The organism is Moraxella equi, from assembly GCF_002027555.1.
GTDB classification, from domain to species: domain Bacteria; phylum Pseudomonadota; class Gammaproteobacteria; order Pseudomonadales; family Moraxellaceae; genus Moraxella; species Moraxella equi.
This window is the reverse complement of sequence record NZ_MXAP01000026.1, coordinates 1-19,142: the sequence shown is the minus strand read 5'-3', so window position 1 is coordinate 19,142 and position 19,142 is coordinate 1. Positions and strand designations below refer to the sequence as shown.

At 41.0% G+C, this 19,142-nt stretch carries 25 protein-coding genes; 10 read left to right on the top strand and 15 right to left on the bottom strand.

Annotated features, from left to right (window positions below; translation table 11 throughout):
• Positions 1-393: 393 nt before the first annotated feature.
• The 7 genes from B5J93_RS02865 to lolA all read right to left on the bottom strand — a co-directional run bounded on the left by B5J93_RS02865 (position 394) and on the right by lolA (position 4,551).
• Positions 394-747, bottom strand: a complete 354-nt coding sequence (locus B5J93_RS02865; RefSeq protein ID WP_079324442.1) for a lysozyme inhibitor LprI family protein — start codon at positions 745-747, stop codon at positions 394-396.
• Complete coding sequence (locus B5J93_RS13920; RefSeq protein ID WP_228144848.1) at positions 731-910, bottom strand: hypothetical protein; 180 nt, start codon at positions 908-910, stop codon at positions 731-733. Before B5J93_RS13920 ends, B5J93_RS02865 begins: the two co-directional genes overlap by 17 nt.
• Before the next feature lie 395 nt (positions 911-1,305).
• The gene (locus tag B5J93_RS02855) at positions 1,306-1,785 is read right to left on the bottom strand and encodes a hypothetical protein (RefSeq protein WP_143823476.1); all 480 of its coding nucleotides are present in this window, start codon (positions 1,783-1,785) and stop codon (positions 1,306-1,308) included.
• Positions 1,786-2,051: 266 nt separating this feature from the next.
• On the bottom strand, positions 2,052-2,720 hold the full coding sequence (locus B5J93_RS02850; RefSeq protein WP_079324438.1) for a NuoB/complex I 20 kDa subunit family protein: 669 nt from the start codon (positions 2,718-2,720) through the stop codon (positions 2,052-2,054).
• A gap of 38 nt (positions 2,721-2,758) precedes the next feature.
• On the bottom strand, positions 2,759-2,935 hold the full coding sequence (locus B5J93_RS13670) for a hypothetical protein (RefSeq protein ID WP_169840380.1): 177 nt from the start codon (positions 2,933-2,935) through the stop codon (positions 2,759-2,761).
• Positions 2,936-2,944: 9 nt separating this feature from the next.
• A complete protein-coding gene (gene ndhC / locus B5J93_RS02845) occupies positions 2,945-3,550 on the bottom strand; it encodes an NADH-quinone oxidoreductase subunit A (protein ID WP_079324436.1) in 606 nt (201 codons plus the stop codon).
• Positions 3,551-3,927: 377 nt separating this feature from the next.
• Complete coding sequence (lolA, locus tag B5J93_RS02835) at positions 3,928-4,551, bottom strand: outer membrane lipoprotein periplasmic chaperone LolA (RefSeq protein WP_079324433.1); 624 nt, start codon at positions 4,549-4,551, stop codon at positions 3,928-3,930.
• A gap of 482 nt (positions 4,552-5,033) precedes the next feature.
• On the opposite strand from lolA, the gene B5J93_RS02830 reads away from it, so the two are divergent.
• The 3 genes from B5J93_RS02830 to B5J93_RS02820 all read left to right on the top strand — a co-directional run bounded on the left by B5J93_RS02830 (position 5,034) and on the right by B5J93_RS02820 (position 6,805).
• The gene (locus B5J93_RS02830; RefSeq protein ID WP_062498883.1) at positions 5,034-5,306 is read left to right on the top strand and encodes a hypothetical protein; all 273 of its coding nucleotides are present in this window, start codon (positions 5,034-5,036) and stop codon (positions 5,304-5,306) included.
• A 181-nt stretch (positions 5,307-5,487) separates the two neighbouring features.
• Positions 5,488-5,799: an SH3 domain-containing protein gene (locus B5J93_RS02825; RefSeq protein WP_079324431.1), complete on the top strand. Its 312-nt coding sequence runs from the start codon at positions 5,488-5,490 to the stop codon at positions 5,797-5,799.
• A 148-nt stretch (positions 5,800-5,947) separates the two neighbouring features.
• Positions 5,948-6,805 (top strand): M15 family metallopeptidase, encoded by an 858-nt coding sequence (locus B5J93_RS02820; protein WP_158080670.1) that lies wholly within the window; start codon positions 5,948-5,950, stop codon positions 6,803-6,805.
• A gap of 62 nt (positions 6,806-6,867) precedes the next feature.
• Here the strand turns inward: B5J93_RS02820 and dacB are convergent, their stop codons facing one another.
• The 8 genes from dacB to B5J93_RS02780 form a co-directional block, all read right to left on the bottom strand.
• Positions 6,868-8,379: a D-alanyl-D-alanine carboxypeptidase/D-alanyl-D-alanine endopeptidase gene (dacB, locus tag B5J93_RS02815; protein ID WP_158080669.1), complete on the bottom strand. Its 1,512-nt coding sequence runs from the start codon at positions 8,377-8,379 to the stop codon at positions 6,868-6,870.
• A gap of 13 nt (positions 8,380-8,392) precedes the next feature.
• Complete coding sequence (locus tag B5J93_RS02810) at positions 8,393-8,680, bottom strand: polyhydroxyalkanoic acid system family protein (RefSeq protein ID WP_079324425.1); 288 nt, start codon at positions 8,678-8,680, stop codon at positions 8,393-8,395.
• 45 nt (positions 8,681-8,725) lie between these two features.
• The gene (gene dcd / locus B5J93_RS02805; RefSeq protein WP_079324423.1) at positions 8,726-9,295 is read right to left on the bottom strand and encodes a dCTP deaminase; all 570 of its coding nucleotides are present in this window, start codon (positions 9,293-9,295) and stop codon (positions 8,726-8,728) included.
• A 110-nt stretch (positions 9,296-9,405) separates the two neighbouring features.
• Complete coding sequence (locus B5J93_RS02800; RefSeq protein ID WP_079324422.1) at positions 9,406-9,708, bottom strand: hypothetical protein; 303 nt, start codon at positions 9,706-9,708, stop codon at positions 9,406-9,408.
• Positions 9,709-9,811: 103 nt separating this feature from the next.
• Positions 9,812-10,111, bottom strand: a complete 300-nt coding sequence (locus B5J93_RS02795; RefSeq protein ID WP_079324420.1) for a hypothetical protein — start codon at positions 10,109-10,111, stop codon at positions 9,812-9,814.
• A 135-nt stretch (positions 10,112-10,246) separates the two neighbouring features.
• On the bottom strand, positions 10,247-11,380 hold the full coding sequence (gene tgt / locus B5J93_RS02790; RefSeq protein ID WP_079324418.1) for a tRNA guanosine(34) transglycosylase Tgt: 1,134 nt from the start codon (positions 11,378-11,380) through the stop codon (positions 10,247-10,249).
• Positions 11,381-11,435: 55 nt separating this feature from the next.
• Positions 11,436-12,485, bottom strand: coding sequence for a DNA polymerase beta superfamily protein (locus B5J93_RS02785; protein ID WP_079324416.1), 1,050 nt, complete (start codon positions 12,483-12,485; stop codon positions 11,436-11,438).
• A gap of 109 nt (positions 12,486-12,594) precedes the next feature.
• Positions 12,595-13,371 carry a nucleotidyltransferase domain-containing protein gene (locus B5J93_RS02780; RefSeq protein ID WP_079324415.1) on the bottom strand — a complete coding sequence of 259 codons (777 nt, stop codon included), beginning with the start codon at positions 13,369-13,371 and terminating at the stop codon, positions 12,595-12,597.
• 112 nt (positions 13,372-13,483) lie between these two features.
• Here B5J93_RS02780 and B5J93_RS02775 point away from each other — a divergent pair, with 112 nt between their 5' ends.
• The 7 genes from B5J93_RS02775 to B5J93_RS02745 all read left to right on the top strand — a co-directional run bounded on the left by B5J93_RS02775 (position 13,484) and on the right by B5J93_RS02745 (position 19,111).
• The gene (locus B5J93_RS02775) at positions 13,484-13,834 is read left to right on the top strand and encodes a protein tyrosine phosphatase family protein (RefSeq protein ID WP_079324413.1); all 351 of its coding nucleotides are present in this window, start codon (positions 13,484-13,486) and stop codon (positions 13,832-13,834) included.
• Positions 13,835-13,981: 147 nt separating this feature from the next.
• Complete coding sequence (locus tag B5J93_RS02770) at positions 13,982-14,497, top strand: hypothetical protein (protein ID WP_079324411.1); 516 nt, start codon at positions 13,982-13,984, stop codon at positions 14,495-14,497.
• Entirely contained in the window at positions 14,490-14,969 is a 480-nt protein-coding gene (locus B5J93_RS02765) for a hypothetical protein (RefSeq protein ID WP_079324409.1), read from the top strand. Before B5J93_RS02770 ends, B5J93_RS02765 begins: the two co-directional genes overlap by 8 nt.
• 23 nt (positions 14,970-14,992) lie before the next feature.
• Positions 14,993-15,658 carry a PspA/IM30 family protein gene (locus B5J93_RS02760; RefSeq protein ID WP_079324407.1) on the top strand — a complete coding sequence of 222 codons (666 nt, stop codon included), beginning with the start codon at positions 14,993-14,995 and terminating at the stop codon, positions 15,656-15,658.
• A gap of 199 nt (positions 15,659-15,857) precedes the next feature.
• A complete protein-coding gene (locus tag B5J93_RS02755; RefSeq protein WP_079324405.1) occupies positions 15,858-16,523 on the top strand; it encodes a YqiJ family protein in 666 nt (221 codons plus the stop codon).
• 3 nt (positions 16,524-16,526) lie between these two features.
• Positions 16,527-17,384 (top strand): hypothetical protein, encoded by an 858-nt coding sequence (locus B5J93_RS02750; protein ID WP_079324403.1) that lies wholly within the window; start codon positions 16,527-16,529, stop codon positions 17,382-17,384.
• Positions 17,381-19,111: a flotillin family protein gene (locus B5J93_RS02745; protein ID WP_079324401.1), complete on the top strand. Its 1,731-nt coding sequence runs from the start codon at positions 17,381-17,383 to the stop codon at positions 19,109-19,111. The genes B5J93_RS02750 and B5J93_RS02745 overlap by 4 nt, the downstream gene beginning before the upstream one ends.
• Positions 19,112-19,142 lie beyond the last annotated feature (31 nt).

Here is a 19,142-nt window from a genome sequence, read left to right as displayed (position 1 = left end):
GTTTGCTTGGTATCTTTGGTTTGTTTAGCATTATTCATCATTAACCTGCCTTGTATTCGGTTTAGAGTCTATCAACTGTACGGTTTTGATTGATGAAAGGTTATCCACTCTTAAAGCTACGACACGAACTTATCTTGGTGGTTGCCCTTATGGTTCTAAGGTGCGTACAAGATGTGGATAACAGGTTTTTGCTTATTATACCTTAAAAGGGGTATACAAAGGTGCGTATTACGTACCGTTTTAAATACAATTTTTACATTAATAAATTTTAAATTAAAAATAAAATACCCAATCTATTTTTAATTTTGGGTTTTGGAGGTGCGTACTCTTTATTTAAAGGCACGCACCTTATCTTTTTAAATATCTCATTGCAGTCCATAAAAGAAAAAGCCTCTAACGGTAATTTATCAAGAATACAGTTCTTTGCTCCATTGCATTTATTCTGCACTGAATAACATCAAAAGCCCCTTCTCTACCATAAAGACTTTGATTATTAAATTCTGCACATTCATTTTTCATTTTAATAAGCCACGCTCTTTGAGATTTTTTTAAGGCTACTTTTTTGACAATGGGCAATCTTTTAAGAGTTTCTTGATATGCTTGATTAAATTTTCTTTCTTGCTCTTTTTCATCATTCATATAGCATTCCAAAATATCATTCCAAACAACGCTATCTGAATTGCAAGCAAAAGCATTAACACTCAAACCAAGTAATATCACAAAAGCAATTTTATTGATAGCAATCACACTTTAATCCTCTTTCAAAAATATCTGCCTCTTTGCGTCGCCTTACACCAACACCGCTATTGCCCTGCTTGCCTGTTTTTGTCCACAATTTTGACATATCTCGCAATATGTCAGGAATGGTCTCTGGCTTGTTATTTCTTAAAGCTTCTTGAATTTCACGCATATGCCTTCTAGTAAGACTTCCAGACTTATCTTTTAATGAAGTGCCACGATTAAACACCAACGATAATAGAACACCTTGGCAATGGGGATGCAAATTCAATACTTGTGGATATATCGAAAGTGTGTCTTGTGCATATCTAGTTTTTAATTGTACGGCAAGTTTAATTGTAAGGTGCGTATAACGCACCGTTTAAAATACAATTTTTATATTAAATAAATTTTAAATTAAAAATAAAAACCGTATTTATTTTTAATTTTGAGTTGTAGTTGTAGGTTGGGTTGAGTTTACGAAACCCAACAAAATCAAGGCTTAAATGTTGAGTTTCACTATCGTTCCACCCAACCTACAACTGTTAATTTTTAAATATAAAATATATATAATTACACATATTGCAATTATTTATTGGATTGAATTATTTTATTTTCTATCCAATTTCCAGATTCATCCAAAGAAAAATCTATTACATAAGATTGTTTATAAATCAATCTTTTGTTTCTGACATCTAACTTATAATTAACTTCATACCAACTTGTATTCATTGCTGAACCAGGAATTTCTGTTATCTTAACCATGCCATTATTTAGTTCAGTATTAATATGAAATATCACCACAGGCTCATAATAAAAATAATAACAAACATCACCCTTATCGTTTAATAAGTTCACTCTTATAATTGGATTATCAGTCATAAGAACGCCATTATTTAACAATTCTGCACCATTATTACTTAATTTTGTCAGATTTTTTACCAAGCAGGACTTTTTGTTAAAATATTTAGTTTCATATAACTTAATATTTTCCCCAGCAGCAACAACAAGACTACTCACCAATAAAATTGGGATTGCAAACCAATATTTAATCATAGCTTCTCGCATTCCACAAATTTCTTATTCTTAGGGTTGTTATGATACGATTTCCATATTTTACTTCCAGTGCTACTTCTACTTAGAGCGCTGTTACCAAAATCATATATACCAACTTCTTTGTTAATTGCAAGGTGCGTATGACGCACCGTTTTAATACCATTTATCATTTTAATTTGATAAATTTTAAATTAAAAATAAAATACCCAATCTATTTTTAATTTTGAGTTTTTAATGGTGCGTGGTACGCACCTTACGCACCACGCCCCAATCAAACATCACTCCACATTATCAGGACTTCTTAGATTTTTTACCGCAATGCGTTCGGCATTTTTTCTATCCCGTTCAGGGGTCATAATCGGCTGATAAATGTTTTGGTCAAGATGAATGCCAAGCGGACGGCGTTCTTTTTGAATGGATTCTTGTAGGAGCATAATCGCCTGAATCAAGGCTTCTGGACGGGGCGGACAGCCTGGAATATAGACATCCACAGGGATAATCTTATCCACGCCCTGCACCACCGAATAAATGTCGTACATACCGCCCGAGTTGGCACACGCCCCCATTGAGATGACCCATTTGGGTTCTAGCATTTGCTCGTACAGTCGCAGGATAACGGGTGCCATTTTGACAAAACAAGTCCCCGCCACAATCATCACATCGGCTTGGCGGGGCGACGCACGAATGACTTCCGCCCCAAAGCGAGACAAGTCGTGCACGCCCGTCAAAGTCGTGGCATATTCCACATAACAACAGCTTGTGCCAAAGTTAAACGGCCACAAGGAATGCTTGCGTCCCCAGTTGGCGGCGGCGTGGGCTAGGTTTTCAAGATTGCCCAAAAAGATGTTTTTCTCCACTTCTTCTTGGGTAATGTCGTCCACCACTTGACGGGTGGTGTGGGGGTATTGGTTGCCCTGTTCGTTGGGGCGGGTTAGAGTGTATTTCATGGTCGTATCATGTAAGTTGAGTATTTACTAAATTAGGATTAGCAATCATCTTGATAATTGTTTTTTGGCACATCTTTGACTTTCTTAACACCAAAAATCAAGCAGATAACCACCGAACCAATAAAGGCAGGGTTTTCAAGGGTGATTGCCATCATAAAAAAAGCGATGGTAAGCATCAAAAAGATGGTACTAATTCGATAGCTGCCGAATGTCATTGATAATCCCTAATCAAACTTCTGCGTTGTAACTCGTCCTGTGTCATTGATGTGGTCAATATTTGCCATATCTTGTTTATCCTTGTCAAGTACAGCTTGCAAATCCTTACGCCCTGCATACACTCGCCCCGATGACTGGGCAGGCACTTTGCCTGTCGGGTCGGTATGTAGGTCGTCAATGTCTGTAAAGGCGGTAATGCTCGCCAAATCAAAATCGGCAGGACGGGACAAAATACGGGGTTTTTTACCCCGTTTGTCGGCAGGCGCCCAGTTCATCGCCCCAAGCTTCATCTCATAAACAAGCCCAACAAACAAAATAGCGATAAAGACAAAGGCGGTCGCAAACCCCACCCAGCCCACTTCTCGCACGCTCACCGAATAGGCGTACAAATACAAGGCTTCTAAGTCAAAAATCACAAAGAAAATCGCCACAAGGTAGAATTTGGCAGACAAGCGAATGCGAGCCGTCCCTGCTGAGACCACCCCCGCTTCAAAGTTTTCTTGTTTTTGAGAACCGCTTGAGTGCCCACCAAGCAAACGTGGCACGACAAGCATAAAGACGACAAGCCCTAGACTGGCAAGTAGATAGACAATGGCTGACCATTCGGCTGGCATAAATCACCCCATGTGATTTTATGAAAGTAGATTATAATAAAGTATCCGCTAATCCTGACAGATTAACTCTACAATTATAGCATATTTTGTAAAATTGTATAAGGGATAAATTGACCGTGCCGTCATGGGCTTGGTTGAGCTTGAGCAAAGGCATGTTTCTCGGTCATTTAGCAAGACAGCTTATCTTTGCCGTTATCTAAAATTTGTAAAAATTTATGACAAAAAATTCATTTTATCATCATCTTTATTTAAAAAGATTTTTTATAAAAAATGGTTTGCTATTTTATTGATATACCTAACCTTTTAAAATAATTGCTTTAAAAACATAAAAAATAAGGGCATAAACTTTTTACGCCCTTATTTTTATCAAATGCCAATTACTGATTAATCACATCCACTCCCTTAGGCGGGGTAAAGCTAAACTGACCGGCAGGAATACTTTTATTGATATTAATATTACTAAAACGAATCGATGTGGTCTGTCCGATACTGTCATTTAGCACCATCATCACAGGCTTACCACCATTAAAACTGATTGACAAATCTCTAAAATTAGCCGAGCTTGATTTGGGTTTTAGGACATAGTAGTTTTTGCCTTTGCTTGGCTGACTGACGGTAAAATTGCGTGTGATTTGATTGGGGTCGCCTGATAATAGCAAGGCGGGTGCGTCCCCGACTTGGTTATTTACCGACTGCTTGGTAACTTGTTGCAAGTCCTTATCATATACCCACATGGTACTGCCATTTGCCACGATGAGCTGTTCTGATGGTGATTTGGTGTCCCAGCGGAATTTGTTGCCACGCTCTAGTGCCATGCTACCGCTAAAACTTTGGCTTTTACCACCCGCTTTGGTCGTTTGTGAGAAATTGGCGGTCATTGATTTGGTGTTTTTAAGCAGGTTATTTAAATTGGTCACTGCCGTGTCATTGGCATGAGCGGTCAACGCCGTCATGGGAAGTAAAGTCAATGCCAATGTGCTTAGGGCGATTTTTGTATTCATAATAACTCCAAATAATAAAATGGTTGGTTTTAATGCCTTGTGCCACTTTTTATGACTTTTTAAAAACTGATTAAAATGATTGTCCTATAAAATCATCAAACAGCCATTAAAAGCTCTTAAAAAGTCATCAATGCAATTTAAGGCACTCTTAGAAAGTGGGGTCATTGTGCCATGTTTTTATGTTGCAATCTAGCCTAGTTTTGCAAAAATTTGGGGGTAATGTTGCATTTATGTGGCTAGGGCGTGTTAAACATTGATAATCATGCCGTAATTTTATCAATTTTAGCTTGTTTTTATCATTTTTATCAAAACTTTTGCCATTTTACCAAAATCATCGGTCAAATCAAATATCAGCAACCACCAACTTTTAAATGATTTTAAATAATGTTAAATGAATGCCAATCAGGAATATTCATTGAAATTTCACCCAAATATTGGTAACATAAGCCCCCATTTTAATCATTTTAAAAAGACGGTGTTTTATGTATCTTAATCACAACCACACCTTACGCCCCATTCATCTGCGTTTGACGGGCGAGATTGTGGAACATTTGGAAAAAGTCAAGGGCGAGCATGGCTTTGAGTGTATTCAACCACTCATTCGCTTTTATATCCGTCAAGGACTTGACCGTGATAATTCCGAATACTCTCTTAGTGATGATGTTGCCTTTATTAACGAACTCAAAGAACAAGGCGTCAGCGAGCAGTTAATAGAAAAAGCCTTGGAAAATGTCTGCAAAAAAGTTGACCAATAACTTTAATCAGCCATCATAAGCAGTTGAATAAACGATTGTTTTTTTTTTGGAGGTTAATTGTTGCTTGTTTGTTACAATAATTTTGTTGTTTTAAACAAGAAATCATGGTAATATTTTATAGAATACAAATGTATTTTAAAATACCTGTATCGTCCAATATTTATCTGCTTATGGAGTATTGATGATGAAGTTAAAATCATTATTTATCGCTTTGATTGCGACCAGTGCCATCGGTTTTTCTACCAACGTTTCTGCCAATGTGGGTCCTGCCTATAACGGCGGTGGCTCATACGGATATGCCTGCACTCACCAAACCAATGGTAATGTACTGCTCCGCTCAGGCCCTGGTCAGAATCATAAAGTTCTAGCCCGCATGCCTAACGGCAGTGATGTTAGTATCATTGGCGAACGCAACGCTAATGGCTGGGTGTGGTACAAAGTTAAATTCGGTCGCAGTGTCGGCTGGGCTCGCTCAGATTATATTTGCAGTTAATCCATGATGTTTAAAAGACGAGCGATGCATTTTTTGCATTGCTCGTTTTGTAATTTAGTTAATAAATTTCTTCACCCAGGTATTTTTAAAAATCCACAACAATCCACTTAGTAATGGTAATCTAATAATGACTGATTTAGGTAATTTTATGAAAAAACGCACAAGAGATTTATTGATTGGTGCAGGGCTTTTGGGGGTTGGCACGGTTGGTGCGATTGCGATGTTTACAAACAACCAATCAGGCTCGGGGTATATCGCAAGCCCAAGCAAAAACACCGTTCACGTCATCAGCCAACCCACTAACCCTACCGCCATTGCCGACCAAAGTGGGCGGTCTTATACAGGGTACAACCAAAACCAACAAGGTTATCATCAAAATCAGCCACAGCAAGCGACGAACCAAGGTCCTGCCTATCAAGTAGAGCAAGGCAATTTTAACACGCCAACACCCCAATATGATGCTAATGCTACAGGCTTGATATGTGCCCCCGAAGCCCTAAAAGTAGGTATCAAGCATTTTAGATATGCCGATGCCGACCCTAGCGACCTTGTGCCTAGCGGCTATGGCAGTGACCCAAAATTTAAGATTCATCGTGCCGCCAAGCCTGCGTTACAAGAGATGATTAAAGCGGCTCGTGCTGACGGGGTTACGCTAACCCCTGGCTCTATCTTACGCACGTCAAGCCGTCAAGCCCAAATCATTGCCAATAAGAAAAAACAAGGGCAAAGTGCCAAGCAAATCTATCATACATCCTCACACCCTGGCTACTCTGAACATCATACAGGGCTTGCGGTGGACTTCTCACCGATTGACCACAACTTTGCCAAAACAGCAGGATATCGCTGGTTACAACAGCATGCTCATGAGTACGGTTTTTACCAAACCTTTACTCCTGACTATTCTAGATACAGTGGCGTTTCTGAAGAGTCGTGGCACTGGCGTTTTGAAGGCAAAAACAAAGAGTTCTCTTATGTCTTTGCCGATAGTATCAATCGTCGCTGTTAATGATTTGTTAAATGTATAAAAATAAAGCAGTTTTGGGACTGCTTTATTTTTTAAGATTTGTGTTAGGACTGTCCTGCCGTCCACTCTATCACTTCATCTAACACATCATGGGCGTGGGTGTTGTTACCTGCTCCATCGGCATTAATGATGGCGACCACCACATACATCTTGCCTGATTGCCCCATGACATAACCTGCAATGCTTGCCACGTTGTTTAGTCTGCCAGTCTTGATAAAGGCACGTCCGATGGCAGGGCTATGGGGACGGCGTTTGGCAAAGGTTGCCATCGTGCCTGTCTGCCCCACAATCGGCAAAGACGCTTTAAAGGTCTCAAATGTCGGCTTGGTCTGACTAAATGCCAACAGCTCACCCAACGCCCTAGGGGCAACCACACAATCTCGGCACAGTCCTGACGCTCGGCTCATGATGGGGGCAGGCGTGATAAGATGTTGTTGCCACCATGTATTTATCAGGGCAAAACTTTTGGGGTAATCGCTCGTTTTTTGACCCATCATCAGGGGTAAAGACAGAGCCACTTGCTCGGTCATGACGTTATTGGAGTATTGGTTAATCTGATATACCTGCTCAGATAAAGGTTTGGACGCAAAGGACAGCAAAGGCGATAACGTTCGCCCTACCCCATCATAAGGCTGTCGCAACCTAACCTGCCCAACAAAGTCCTTATCAAGGGCTTGCCATGCACCTTTGACCGCTTTGGTAATAAACGCTTCGCTGTCAGCAAAGGTTAGCCACTCACTCGCCTGCCCACAGCCCACACCCACTTGCCCTGTAATGGTCAAAGTATCGGCAGATAAGCCAAATTTTGGCTTGGTGCGACATGACTGTATATCGCCCTGTATCATGGTTGGTACGTGAAAATCCGCTAATTTTGGCAATACCTGTACCGCAACCGCACCATCTGTCGGACTAAACTGCACTGTCTCTGGCGACTGCCCAAATTGCCAATTTCCCGATGGTATCATACTTACTTCAAGCGTACCAAAATTTATCAAAAAGGCATTGGGCTGAGCATTATAGGCTCGCAGTCCCTGCCCGTCAAAAGCATTAACATCTTGGGCAACATTGACAAAGCCAGTATTATCGACAATGATGTCGCCCTTAATGTGACGCACGCCCCGAGCCGTCAGCTGTGAAAACATGGCACTAAGGCGGTCATGAGTCAGTGATGGGTCGCCACTGCCTTTGATGATAAGATTCCCATATAAAGTATCGCCAACCACCACGCCATCGGTGTATAGCCGTGTCTGCCAACGATAATCCGCCCCCATCATATCCAAAGCGATGGCAGTCGTAATGAGCTTTTGAGTGGACGCTGGGGTGCGTGGCGTATCCGCCAGATGACTGATGAGCGGTGCCGACCCATCGTTTGCCATCACCCAAATACTGATGTCATCGCTTGATAATCCGCTTTTGCTAAGCTTATCACTGATGGCAGATGGCAGGCTGGTTGATGTCTGTAAGTTGGCAGGAGTGGCAGGCTGTGTATTGGCAAATGCAGGTAACGCACAAAGCACGCTAAGACTTAGCGTGCTGATGATAAGTGGGTAAGACATGGTCATGCGTGGATTAAGCAAAATACTTGTCCAACCCCTCTTGGATACCACTACTAATCATACCCTTAAACGGCTTTGCCAAAAAGTTCAAATCCGCCTCAAAGATGACCTTATCACTGTCCAAAAACGCACGCCCGTCCACGCCTGCCTTAGTGATGTTTACGGTGTCGCTGTCCGCTCCTTCTTGGTAGGTCGCCTCAAAATCAAACTCTTGTTTTGCCTCTTCTAGCCATGCTTTGGCTTTGGTGCGAGCAGTGGCAAGGTCAAAGTTATGACGTTTTTCAATACGTAAATCAGACATGATATTCTCTTTTAAAATAATAAATGCTACATGGTAAATGACAAGTTAAGTTTTTGGCAAGGTGACGCCCGTTTGCCCTTGATATTTACCGCCCCTATCTTTATAGGAAGTTTCGCAGACTTCATCAGACTGGAAAAACAGCATTTGAGCTACGCCTTCACCAGCATAGATACGGGCAGGTAGATTGGTGGTGTTACTAAATTCTAAGGTAACATGCCCTTCCCACTCAGGTTCTAAGGGCGTGACATTGACGATAATGCCACAGCGAGCATAGGTGGATTTGCCCAGACAAATGGTCAGCACATCACGGGGGATTTTAAAATACTCCACCGTGCGAGCTAGGGCAAATGAGTTAGGCGGAATGATACACTCATCGCCAACAATATCAATAAAACTTTTCTCATCAAAGTTCTTAGGGTCCACGATGGCAGAATGTACGTTGGTAAACACCTTAAATTCATTAGCACAGCGGACATCATAGCCATAGCTTGACGTGCCGTAGCTTACGATTTTCTCGCCATCGCTATTATGGCGGACTTGGTTAGACTCAAACGGGGCAATCATCTCATGTTCGGTCGCCATTTGGCGAATCCAGCGGTCTGACTTAATCGACATGTTATTCTCTTATGATATGGGACAAAACATTATAGCAAAATTCTTGGCTTTTTTAAACACATGAAAAAAACCGCCAAATGACGGTTTTCTTGCCACACTTTTATAGCCAGTCATTCATGGTAATAGTCGTTTAACTTAGCAAACACCACAAAAAGCAAGCCGTAACACACGACGCTGGTCACGAACAATATCAGTAAGTTGGTTAAAGTTCGCTCGTTATTGATGATGTTTGACAAAAAACCAAATGCCGACACATTGCCCCAAAACAGGTAGTTTATGAGTAGCTGTATGACAAAACCCACCGCACAAACCCCGTGAGTGATGGCGGTTGCTTTTTTAGAATGAATGGCAATAAAATAAACACCAATGGCAAATACGATAAGATAGACAATAAACGACACTAAATAAATCATGGAAACACCCCAATCCAATCAACTTTATGCCTGCGATAAAAACCCTAAAAAAATTAGGGTTTTTATTTTAAAACAATTATCAATCTCATGTCAAGACAAATCATCACTCTTGATAATAATCATAAGCCTTGATTAACATCACAAACAATGCCGAATAGCAAAAGATACTGATAAGACACAGCACCATCAAATTAAAGGCACTGCGGTCATGGTCAAGATGAGCCAACGACTCAAACACCCCCAAATGCCCAAGCCCAACATAATTAATCAAAATCTGTATACAAAAACCGATAAACACCAAAATACCCACCCACCGCTCGGCACGGTCTGGCATTTTTTTGATGAACGCCATGCCAAGAGTAAAAATCAGTGCATACCACACCACCGATACTGCATAAATCATAAGAATCTCCCCGTGTAAACACAAATTGATTTAAAATGAATGATTTATATGTATCGCCATTGTAACACAATTTTTGGGTGTTGGTTATGGATATTTTTTAAACAAGTGTTTGCCTAGTTTGTGATTTTTTGTGGTTTACACCAAACCAAGCTCAGGCACATCCAAGCCCTGCTTGGCGTAAAATGTCGCCACAAATTCATCAAACGTCTCATTTTCTAGGCTTTCACGAATGCCTTTCATAAGATTTTGATAATAGCGTAAATTATGAATGGTATTTAGCTGGGCTGAGAGCATTTCGCCACATTTGTGCAAATGGTGCAAATAGGCACGGCTAAAATTTTGGCAAGTGTAGCAGTCGCACTCGCCATCTAATGGGTTTTTGTCATGGCGATGAACAGCATTTTTTATCTTAACCGCCCCTGTACTGGTAAACAGATGTCCATTACGGGCGTTACGGGTCGGCATGACACAGTCAAACATATCCACGCCCCGTCTTACCGCCTCCACGATGTCGGACGGTGTCCCCACGCCCATCAGATAGCGTGGCTTATCAGACGGCATACGGTTTGGTAGATAATTTAATACTTTTATCATCTCATCCTTTGGCTCGCCTACCGACAACCCGCCAATGGCATAGCCGTCAAAGGGCATTTGGGTCAAGGCGGTCAAGGACTGCATCCGCAAATCTTCGTACATACTGCCTTGCACGATACCGAACAGAGCGTTTTTGTTGCCCAGTTTGTGATGTTCGTCAAGACAACGTTGCCCCCAACGGAGTGATAATTCAAGCGACTTTTGGGCGTCGGTGTGCGTGGCAGGATAAGGCGTGCATTCGTCAAACTGCATGACGATGTCGGAGTTTAGGGAGTGCTGGATTTGCATGGAAATTTCAGGCGACAAAAACACCTTAGAGCCGTCCACAGGCGAACGAAAATGCACACCTTCTTCGGTGATTTTTCTCATCGCACCCAGACTGAACACCTGAAAACCGCCCGAATCGGTCAAAATCGGCTTATCCCAACCGATAAACTCATGCAATCCGCCAAACTCATCAATCACACTTGTGGTCGGACGTAGCCACAGATGAAAGGTGTTGCCCAAAATAATATCCGCCCCAATGGCGTGAATGTCTCGCGGGAGCATGCCCTTGACCGTGCCATACGTCCCCACAGGCATAAAGGCAGGCGTGGCGACATCGCCATGAGCTAGGTGTACCGTGCCGCGGCGGGCTCGGGTTTTTGTGTCGGTTTTATGTAGCGTGAATTTCATATCATCATCAAATAAAAAAGTGGCGTATTATAGCACATTTGCCAATTTTAGCAAATTAGCCATATAATTGCTCTCGTATTTCAATTAAGGTTTTTATTGCCAAATAATGCTCGGGGATTTCTGGTAAATCGCTTTGGTCAAATGCTAATTCCACGTCTTTTATTAACTCATCTGCCTTTTGTAATAAGTCATCATAATCAAATTGCCCTGATTTAATTGCCAAAAGCTCATCACGATTATCACGCTTGACAATCACTTTGCCTAATTTGGCAATATCTAAGGCGGTATATAACAGCCGAAAGGTGTGCATGATATTTTTGGCATCATAGCCTTTGCCGTGATTGGCGGTCGATTCATAACGTTCATGATTGCGTTTTTCTACCCATTCCCAATACTCTTTATAATCTTGGCAATATTTGCTATACCCCATTTGATTAAATGACAAATAAGCAATGAGCGATACATCTTTGGGGATAGAGCTTAATAACACCTCTTGGCTATCATCATGAATAATCCCCCGATAATCGCCAACAAACATCGCATACATATGGCTGGCGTGGGGCATTTTGGATAAGCCGATTTGCGATTGGGTAAGATTATTTTTATTTAGCCAATCTATCCAATCCACGCTTTTTTGATTGTCAAATACCACACAAAATTCCAATAGGCTCTTTTTATCTTTACTCATCGGATTGACGATTTTTTTATTTAAACCACGAGATTTTTTGATTTGGCTAAGGGCAAATCCTGCAAAGGTTTTTTGGCACAGTTTTGAGACAAACCAATCAGGATTAAACTTATCCATAATGGGGTGTTTGTATAATATCTTATCGCTTGGCGTGGCAAGCAGTTCCATGATATTGGGATTATTTTGTAACAACAAATCCACAAACCGCCCCAGCTCATAATAGACCACGTCATTGGTTTGGTTGCTCACCTGTGGTACATAATCATCGTGCAAACCATAATAATAAGGCTTGGGCAGATAAAACACGCCTTTAATGTCAATATCCGATGACGGTGTGTCTAATCCGTAGGCACGACTGCCTGAGATACATTCTAATAAAATCAGATTATTGGCTTTTAGGTAATCAATGGTTATCATGGGGATTCTCGTTGGTTTTATGTGATTTTTAATATAGAGGACAAATTGCAATTTTCCCTCTACAAATGTATTTCAATCTGTCAATTTTTTAAATGTAGACTTGATAAATTTATTTAAAAACAGTTTTTCTAAACAACTCATTTAATACACCAGCATCGCCTTTTTGTTTTTTATCAAAATTTAAATTCTGGGTTATTTGCCAAAGATGTTGGGTGAATATTTTCATGGATAGAGGCAGTTGATACAAATATTTTTCATCATGCGATTGTTTTAAATGGATAATATGATTTAATTCATCAATATCATCAGGATTTAATAAGCCAAACATTTCATTCATGAATACAGGGGGTGTGGTTTGATGTTCTTTTATCCATAGGCTTGCAAGTAACGCACGAATCAGATAGCACCATTTTTTAAGTTTTATGGGGCGTGATATGTCTAGCTCGCCATTTGCCTTTCTTGCCATGCCTTGATAATGATGATAAACTGCTTGGGGATTAAAAAAGTCTGATTGGATATGTTTAATATCTTTGATAAATTCATCATCGCTGTGATAAATAATGGGCGAATTTAACCATTCAAAAATCACGGCATTGGATTTATGAATATGTATCAAAGTCTTTTTAATATCCCAACCGCCAATATCAAATGGCACATCAAATAACTCATGATTGATAAATTCAAAAGTGTCTTTGTCATCATAAATCTGCAAATACCAATCGGGCGTATGATGATAAATGAGCCGTACATCAAAATCACTATCAAAACTGGCAAAACCCCAAGCCCGACTACCACTCTCTATGACGTGTAACGGCTTAATGGCGTGGGCATGGCAAGTGGCGTGTAGGGTGTGAGTGATTTGGTTGTGGTGGTCGGTGTGGGTCATGTTTTACCCCAAAAAAATAGGTATCATTATAACAAAATTATCCCAAAAATCCATTTGCCAAATATGTCAAAAACAGGTAATATGCCTTTTATTTTTATTAATAGGAAAAGTTATGAGCGACATCGCCCCCGAATTTCGCATTACCCTATCAGGTCAAATCACCCCTGCTGACGTGGCAGAGCTTGCTCGCATGGGCGTAAAAACCGTGGTAAACAACCGCCCAGACTTTGAGGAAGAAGGACAGCCGACATCTGCTGAGATTGAACAGGCGTGCCAAGCTCACGGAATCGTCTATAAGCAAATCGCCTTTGCAGGTGGTATGATGGACATGAACCACGTCCAAGCCTTTGCTGATTTTTTTAATGAAACCGAACGCCCATTGCATATCTTTTGCCGTACAGGTAACCGCTCAAACAATCTTTTGACGGTGGCACGAGAAAAAGACTTACTTGATGAAGAGTGATTGATATTTATAAAAAGCAACTGTTTGGGTTGCTTTTTTATCGCCAAAAATCTACCAAATAACAATTTTTCTCAAAACCACTTGACAAACCGTCCACGATAGATTATATTCGCATGCAAATGAATACAAAATAATACAGGTGTCTGCATGCCAAATACGCCAAGTAATAGCCGAGTGCCGATAAGTGTCCGCATTAGCCAAGAAGACGCTGATTTTATTGCCAGTTTACAGATACAAGGGGCGAATACACCGTCCGACAAAATCCGTGAACTGCTGAGCCAAGCACGCACCTTGCACACCCAAGGACAAGATTATGACACCGCCCTATCGCTTGCCGAGCAAAATCTGCACACCGCTCGCCATGAAATTTTGGCACTTGAAAAGGAGCTAGGTGTACATTCGCACATTGTGGCGAGAATTTTTGAGATTTTGCCTGATTTGGCGGCAACCATGATGGCGGATTACCCCAAAACGTGCGACAAATCCGCCCTTGTCAATTTTGAAAAACAGGCGATGTGGCGAGTGGTTCGCCTGATGGACAGCGTGTTACAGCTTGCCATTACAGGCAAGGGGGCGGGCTATGATGACAGCGTGCTGAACGAGCTGGATAATACGTTACAGTTGGCAAATTTGATTTATCAAAACAAACCACAAAATGATTAAAACTGAAAAATTTGACCTTGATACACATTTTATAACCATTTATAGAAATTCTAATGAGAAAATTATTAGAAGTGTGATTACTGATTTAAATGGTATTGTTTTGCAAGATAAATTATGCGAATATGACACATCGGGCAATAAAATTTGCGACTGTGTTTATGATAATTCACAAACATTGGTGGCGTATCGTGAATATTATTCCGAGCAAGATTATTTTGGTTATCGTGATTATAAACTTATCAATGGTAAATTTGAACTTTTATTAAGCACAAAACAAGAGTGGCTTATTGCGGATAAAAAACACAAATTTACTTGGTATGATAATCAAGGTCAATTTATCTATTATGATTTATTTGAATATGATGACGATATTGGCGACATGATTTGGCAATTTTGTTATGATAAAGATGATAACATGGTTAAGCCAAAATATTTGGAGCAATATTGTGATTATTATTTAAAATTTATTTAATTCTCAAATCAAAAGGAGTAGTTATGAGCGAAACCCTATCCTACCGTGTCGGTCGCCTAGTCAGTGGCGGATTTCATGCCATGCTAGACAAAGCCGAAGACCTAGCCCCCATGCTTGCCTTTAACGAAAACTTGCGTGAACTTGACAAGGCGATTGATGAAGTGCGTGGCGAGCTTGGCAAAGTCGTTGCCCAAAAGCACCTAGCCAGCAAAAAATTAAATGACGAAAACACCCGCCATGAGAGCCTAAACGACAGTATTATGACGGCGGTCAATGTGGGGCGAGACGATTTGGCACAGGTGGGCATTGCCGAGCAAATGGACATTGAGGCACGCATTCCCGTGCTGGAAAACACCATTGCCGACTGCACCGACAAAGAAAAAGAGCTAGAAGGCTTTATCATCGCCTTGCAAGCCAAACGCCGTGAGATAAGCCTAGCCATTGAGCAATATCAGCAGACCGTGGCGACAAGCGGTGCAAATGGGCAGACGGTTGGTGCAAGCAGTCTTGATAAAATCGCCCAACGAGCCGACAAAGCATCCAATGCTTTTGACCGCACCATGAGCCGTCAAACAGGCATGGCACATAATACAAATGGCAATGGCAACGCCCAAAGTCTAAAAGAGCTTGAAGAGCTATCTAGAAATAACCGTATTGCCGAGCGACTCGCACAATTAAAAATGAAATAGGGTTTGTTTTTTTAAATGAATATTTGTTGGGGTAAATTTATATTTGCCTTATGGTAAATTTAATCATTGGGCGAATATAATTCTCCCCTACATCCAAATTTTAAAATCAATGTTTATTTAAATCTAAACCTGTTTTTATTTAACTATTTTCTATTTAATCATTCCATTAAAATTGCCAATAAATTTTATAAGGATAATCATGCTTGATTTAATTTTTGCACCCCAAAACTTTATATTCGGTGTGACAATTACGCTGATGTTTTTGTTATTTATCCTAGAAATTGTGGCATTGATGATTGGTGGGGCAAATGATTGGGTGGATGGATTTTTGCCTGACAGCTTGACCGAAGCCCATGCCGAGATTGGTATTGACAGCCCGAATGTGGATGCAGGCGTGTTTATCCGCTTTTTAAGCTGGCTATATGTTGGCAAAATACCGCTACTTATGCTTATGGTGGTGTTTTTGGCGGTATTTGGATTGACAGGATTTATTTTTCAGTCGGTCGTATATAACCTATTGGGATTTTATTTGCCAAAAATCATTGCCGTGATTGTGGTGTGGTTTTTAAGTTTGCCCATTGTCCGCCTATTTGCCAAAGAGCTATACAAAATCCTACCCAAAGATGAAACCACCGCCATTAATCAAAGTGAGCTTGTGGGGCGAATTGGCACGGTTGTCATAGGCAAGGCAACAAAAGACACCCCCGCCCAAATCAAAGTTAAAGACACGCACGGGCAAACGCATTATATAATGGCGTATGCCGATGATGAAGATTTAATGCAAGGCGAAACGGTGTTATTGGTTTCGCAAAAAGAAATGTATTTTGTGGCGATTAAAAATGTGAATGGGGTTTTGGTGGATTGATTTATGACTTTATTTGAAACAATAGTAAACTACTTAACCAGCGATTTTTTCAGTAAGTTATCTATTTGGTTTACTTTGCTTGGTTTTGGGATTTTTCCAATAATAGGAAAGGTTTATCATTGGTATAAAAATCCTAGTAGTAAACTCAAAAAGTACGAGAAAAACTATCAGGTTTGTAAAGAATTTTTTGAAAGTGCCTTGTCAAAACAAAAACACCCATTTGAAGTTGAGAAATTTTATGAATATATATCTGGGGGTAAAGTTATGTCATATAACGAGATTATGTATTGTTTAAATAAAGACAATCCAAGATATTTCTTTGATTTGCTTGCACGAACTCGCTTATATGCCATAAAAGTTGAAAATGATGAAGCAGTATTGATAAATTGGTATAAAAAAGACCTACTTAGAAAAATTGCATATTGGTTTTTTACAGTTATATATTTTATGTCAGCATTAGCAATTATTATTTGTTTGCTTATATTTGTATTTTCAATATTTTTGTTGTCATCAGATGAAGTAATTTCTTCTTTTGAAAATATAGAAAAACAAAAATATTTTTTTAAATATTTGCTTTTAATTTCCATTATGTACGGTTTATTATTTTTTGTTTTATGCTATTGGTCATTAAATTCTTTTTGGATTGTCAATAGCACTAAAATATTATTGGATAAACACAAAGAATACGCAGAGAAATCAAATACAACATACGAAACAAATTTAAAGTCTAATGAAATAAATAAAAGTTCATTAAAAAATTTGTTGGATAGTGCAACAAATGGCAATACAAATTGGCGTATGTCTATTACAATATTGAACAAAAGTTTTGTTACAATCAACAAGTCTAAGGAAACCCTATGAACCTAATCTCAATTCTTATCACCGCAGGGGTTATTTTAACCGCTCTATTTGTGCTTGGCTTGATTTTGACTCGCCTATATCGCCGTGCCAGCAAGGAAGTGTCCTTTGTGCGAACGGGTTTTGGCGGCGAAAAAGTGATTGTAAACGGCGGTGCGATTGTCCTGCCTGTCTTGCACGAGGTGATTCCTGTCAATATGAACACGCTACGCCTTGAAGTACGCCGTGCGTCCGAGCAGGCTCTCATCACCAAAGACCGCATGCGTGTGGACGTAACCGCCGAGTTTTATGTACGTGTCAAACCAACCGCCGAATCCATTGCCACAGCTGCCCAGACGCTGGGTATGAAAACCATGTCGCCACAGGATTTAAAGGACTTGGTAGAGGGTAAATTTGTGGATAGTCTGCGTGCCGTTGCCGCTGAAATGGCAATGGAAGAGCTACACGAAAAGCGGGTGGATTTTGTGCAAAAAGTTCAGCAGGTCGTGTCAGAAGATTTATTTAAAAACGGCTTGGAGCTTGAAACAGTGTCCTTGACAGGGCTTGACCAGACGGGATTTGAGTATTTTAACCCCCAAAACGCCTTTGATGCGGAGGGTTTGACACGCCTGACCGAGACCATTGAGATTCGCCGTAAAAAGCGAAACGACATTGAGCAAGACACCGATTTGGCGATTAAAACCAAAAACTTAGAAGCTGAACGTACTCGCCTACAAATCTTGCGTGAAGAAGAATACGCCAAGCTAGAACAAGAGCGTGAGATTGAGATTCGTAAAGCCGAGCAAGAGCGTGAGATTGCCGTTCGCCGTGCCGAGCAAACGGCTGAGACTGTCAGTCAAGAGGCGAGCAAACAGCGTGAAGCCGAAGAAGCTCAAATTGCCGCCAAGCGTGAAGTGGATTTGAAAAAAATCCTAGCCGAGCGAGACATTGAAAACGAAAAAATCCAAAAAGAGCAACGCATTGAGCAAGCCGAAGTAGAACGTAAAAAGGCGATTGAGCTTGCCGAGCAAGACCGTGCCATTGCCGTTGCCGAAAAATCCCGTGCCGAGAGTGAAGCCAAAGCCCAAGCCGACAAGGCACGAGCAGCAGCGGTCAAAGAAGAAGAAAGCGTGATTACCGTGCGTGAGACCGAGCGAGCCGAGCGAGCCAAGGCGGTGGAGCTTATCTCAGCGACCGAGCTTGCCCAAAAAGATGCGATTGCCATTACGGTTGCCGCCGAAGCTCAAAAACAAGCGTCCCTAGACCAAGCCGAAGCGGTGCGTATCAGTGCCGAAGCCGAAGCGGAGAAATTACGCCTGCAAGCCAAAGGGGAGGCGGAGGCTCAAATTCTGCTTGCCGAAGCCAAAGAGCGTCAATATCAGGTGGATGCTGACGGAACAAAAGCGGTCAATGAAGCGTCTAACGTGCTGTCAAGTGAGCAGATTGAAATGCAAATTCGCCTTGCCCTGCTCAAACACTTGCCCGAGATTATCCGTGAAAGTGTCAAACCCATGGAGAACATTGATGACATTAAGATTTTGCAGGTCAATGGTTTGGGCGGTTTTGGGGTAAGTGGCGAGACGGTTGATACCACAGCAAATGCCAGCCTTGCCGACCAAATGGTCAATTCTGCCCTGCGGTATCGTAGCCAAGCCCCGCTTGTGGACAATCTACTAAAAGAGATTGGGCTAAATGGGGCGGATATTAACGGGCTGACAAATGGACTCGATAAAGGCGTGAATAAAGACTAACTTAAAATGGGAAAACCCACAATGGTATGAA

Coding starts and splice junctions, on each gene's coding strand:
- B5J93_RS13920 (WP_228144848.1), bottom strand. CDS start 910: ATGCGTGAAATTCAAGAAGCTTTAAGAAATAACAAGCCAGAGACCATT.
- B5J93_RS02855 (WP_143823476.1), bottom strand. CDS start 1,785: ATGCGAGAAGCTATGATTAAATATTGGTTTGCAATCCCAATTTTATTG.
- B5J93_RS02850 (WP_079324438.1), bottom strand. CDS start 2,720: ATGAAATACACTCTAACCCGCCCCAACGAACAGGGCAACCAATACCCC.
- B5J93_RS13670 (WP_169840380.1), bottom strand. CDS start 2,935: ATGACATTCGGCAGCTATCGAATTAGTACCATCTTTTTGATGCTTACC.
- ndhC (WP_079324436.1), bottom strand. CDS start 3,550: ATGCCAGCCGAATGGTCAGCCATTGTCTATCTACTTGCCAGTCTAGGG.
- lolA (WP_079324433.1), bottom strand. CDS start 4,551: ATGAATACAAAAATCGCCCTAAGCACATTGGCATTGACTTTACTTCCC.
- B5J93_RS02830 (WP_062498883.1), top strand. CDS start 5,034: ATGTATCTTAATCACAACCACACCTTACGCCCCATTCATCTGCGTTTG.
- B5J93_RS02825 (WP_079324431.1), top strand. CDS start 5,488: ATGATGAAGTTAAAATCATTATTTATCGCTTTGATTGCGACCAGTGCC.
- B5J93_RS02820 (WP_158080670.1), top strand. CDS start 5,948: ATGAAAAAACGCACAAGAGATTTATTGATTGGTGCAGGGCTTTTGGGG.
- dacB (WP_158080669.1), bottom strand. CDS start 8,379: ATGTCTTACCCACTTATCATCAGCACGCTAAGTCTTAGCGTGCTTTGT.
- B5J93_RS02810 (WP_079324425.1), bottom strand. CDS start 8,680: ATGTCTGATTTACGTATTGAAAAACGTCATAACTTTGACCTTGCCACT.
- dcd (WP_079324423.1), bottom strand. CDS start 9,295: ATGTCGATTAAGTCAGACCGCTGGATTCGCCAAATGGCGACCGAACAT.
- B5J93_RS02800 (WP_079324422.1), bottom strand. CDS start 9,708: ATGATTTATTTAGTGTCGTTTATTGTCTATCTTATCGTATTTGCCATT.
- B5J93_RS02795 (WP_079324420.1), bottom strand. CDS start 10,111: ATGATTTATGCAGTATCGGTGGTGTGGTATGCACTGATTTTTACTCTT.
- tgt (WP_079324418.1), bottom strand. CDS start 11,380: ATGAAATTCACGCTACATAAAACCGACACAAAAACCCGAGCCCGCCGC.
- B5J93_RS02785 (WP_079324416.1), bottom strand. CDS start 12,485: ATGATAACCATTGATTACCTAAAAGCCAATAATCTGATTTTATTAGAA.
- B5J93_RS02780 (WP_079324415.1), bottom strand. CDS start 13,371: ATGACCCACACCGACCACCACAACCAAATCACTCACACCCTACACGCC.
- B5J93_RS02775 (WP_079324413.1), top strand. CDS start 13,484: ATGAGCGACATCGCCCCCGAATTTCGCATTACCCTATCAGGTCAAATC.
- B5J93_RS02770 (WP_079324411.1), top strand. CDS start 13,982: ATGCCAAATACGCCAAGTAATAGCCGAGTGCCGATAAGTGTCCGCATT.
- B5J93_RS02765 (WP_079324409.1), top strand. CDS start 14,490: ATGATTAAAACTGAAAAATTTGACCTTGATACACATTTTATAACCATT.
- B5J93_RS02760 (WP_079324407.1), top strand. CDS start 14,993: ATGAGCGAAACCCTATCCTACCGTGTCGGTCGCCTAGTCAGTGGCGGA.
- B5J93_RS02755 (WP_079324405.1), top strand. CDS start 15,858: ATGCTTGATTTAATTTTTGCACCCCAAAACTTTATATTCGGTGTGACA.
- B5J93_RS02750 (WP_079324403.1), top strand. CDS start 16,527: ATGACTTTATTTGAAACAATAGTAAACTACTTAACCAGCGATTTTTTC.
- B5J93_RS02745 (WP_079324401.1), top strand. CDS start 17,381: ATGAACCTAATCTCAATTCTTATCACCGCAGGGGTTATTTTAACCGCT.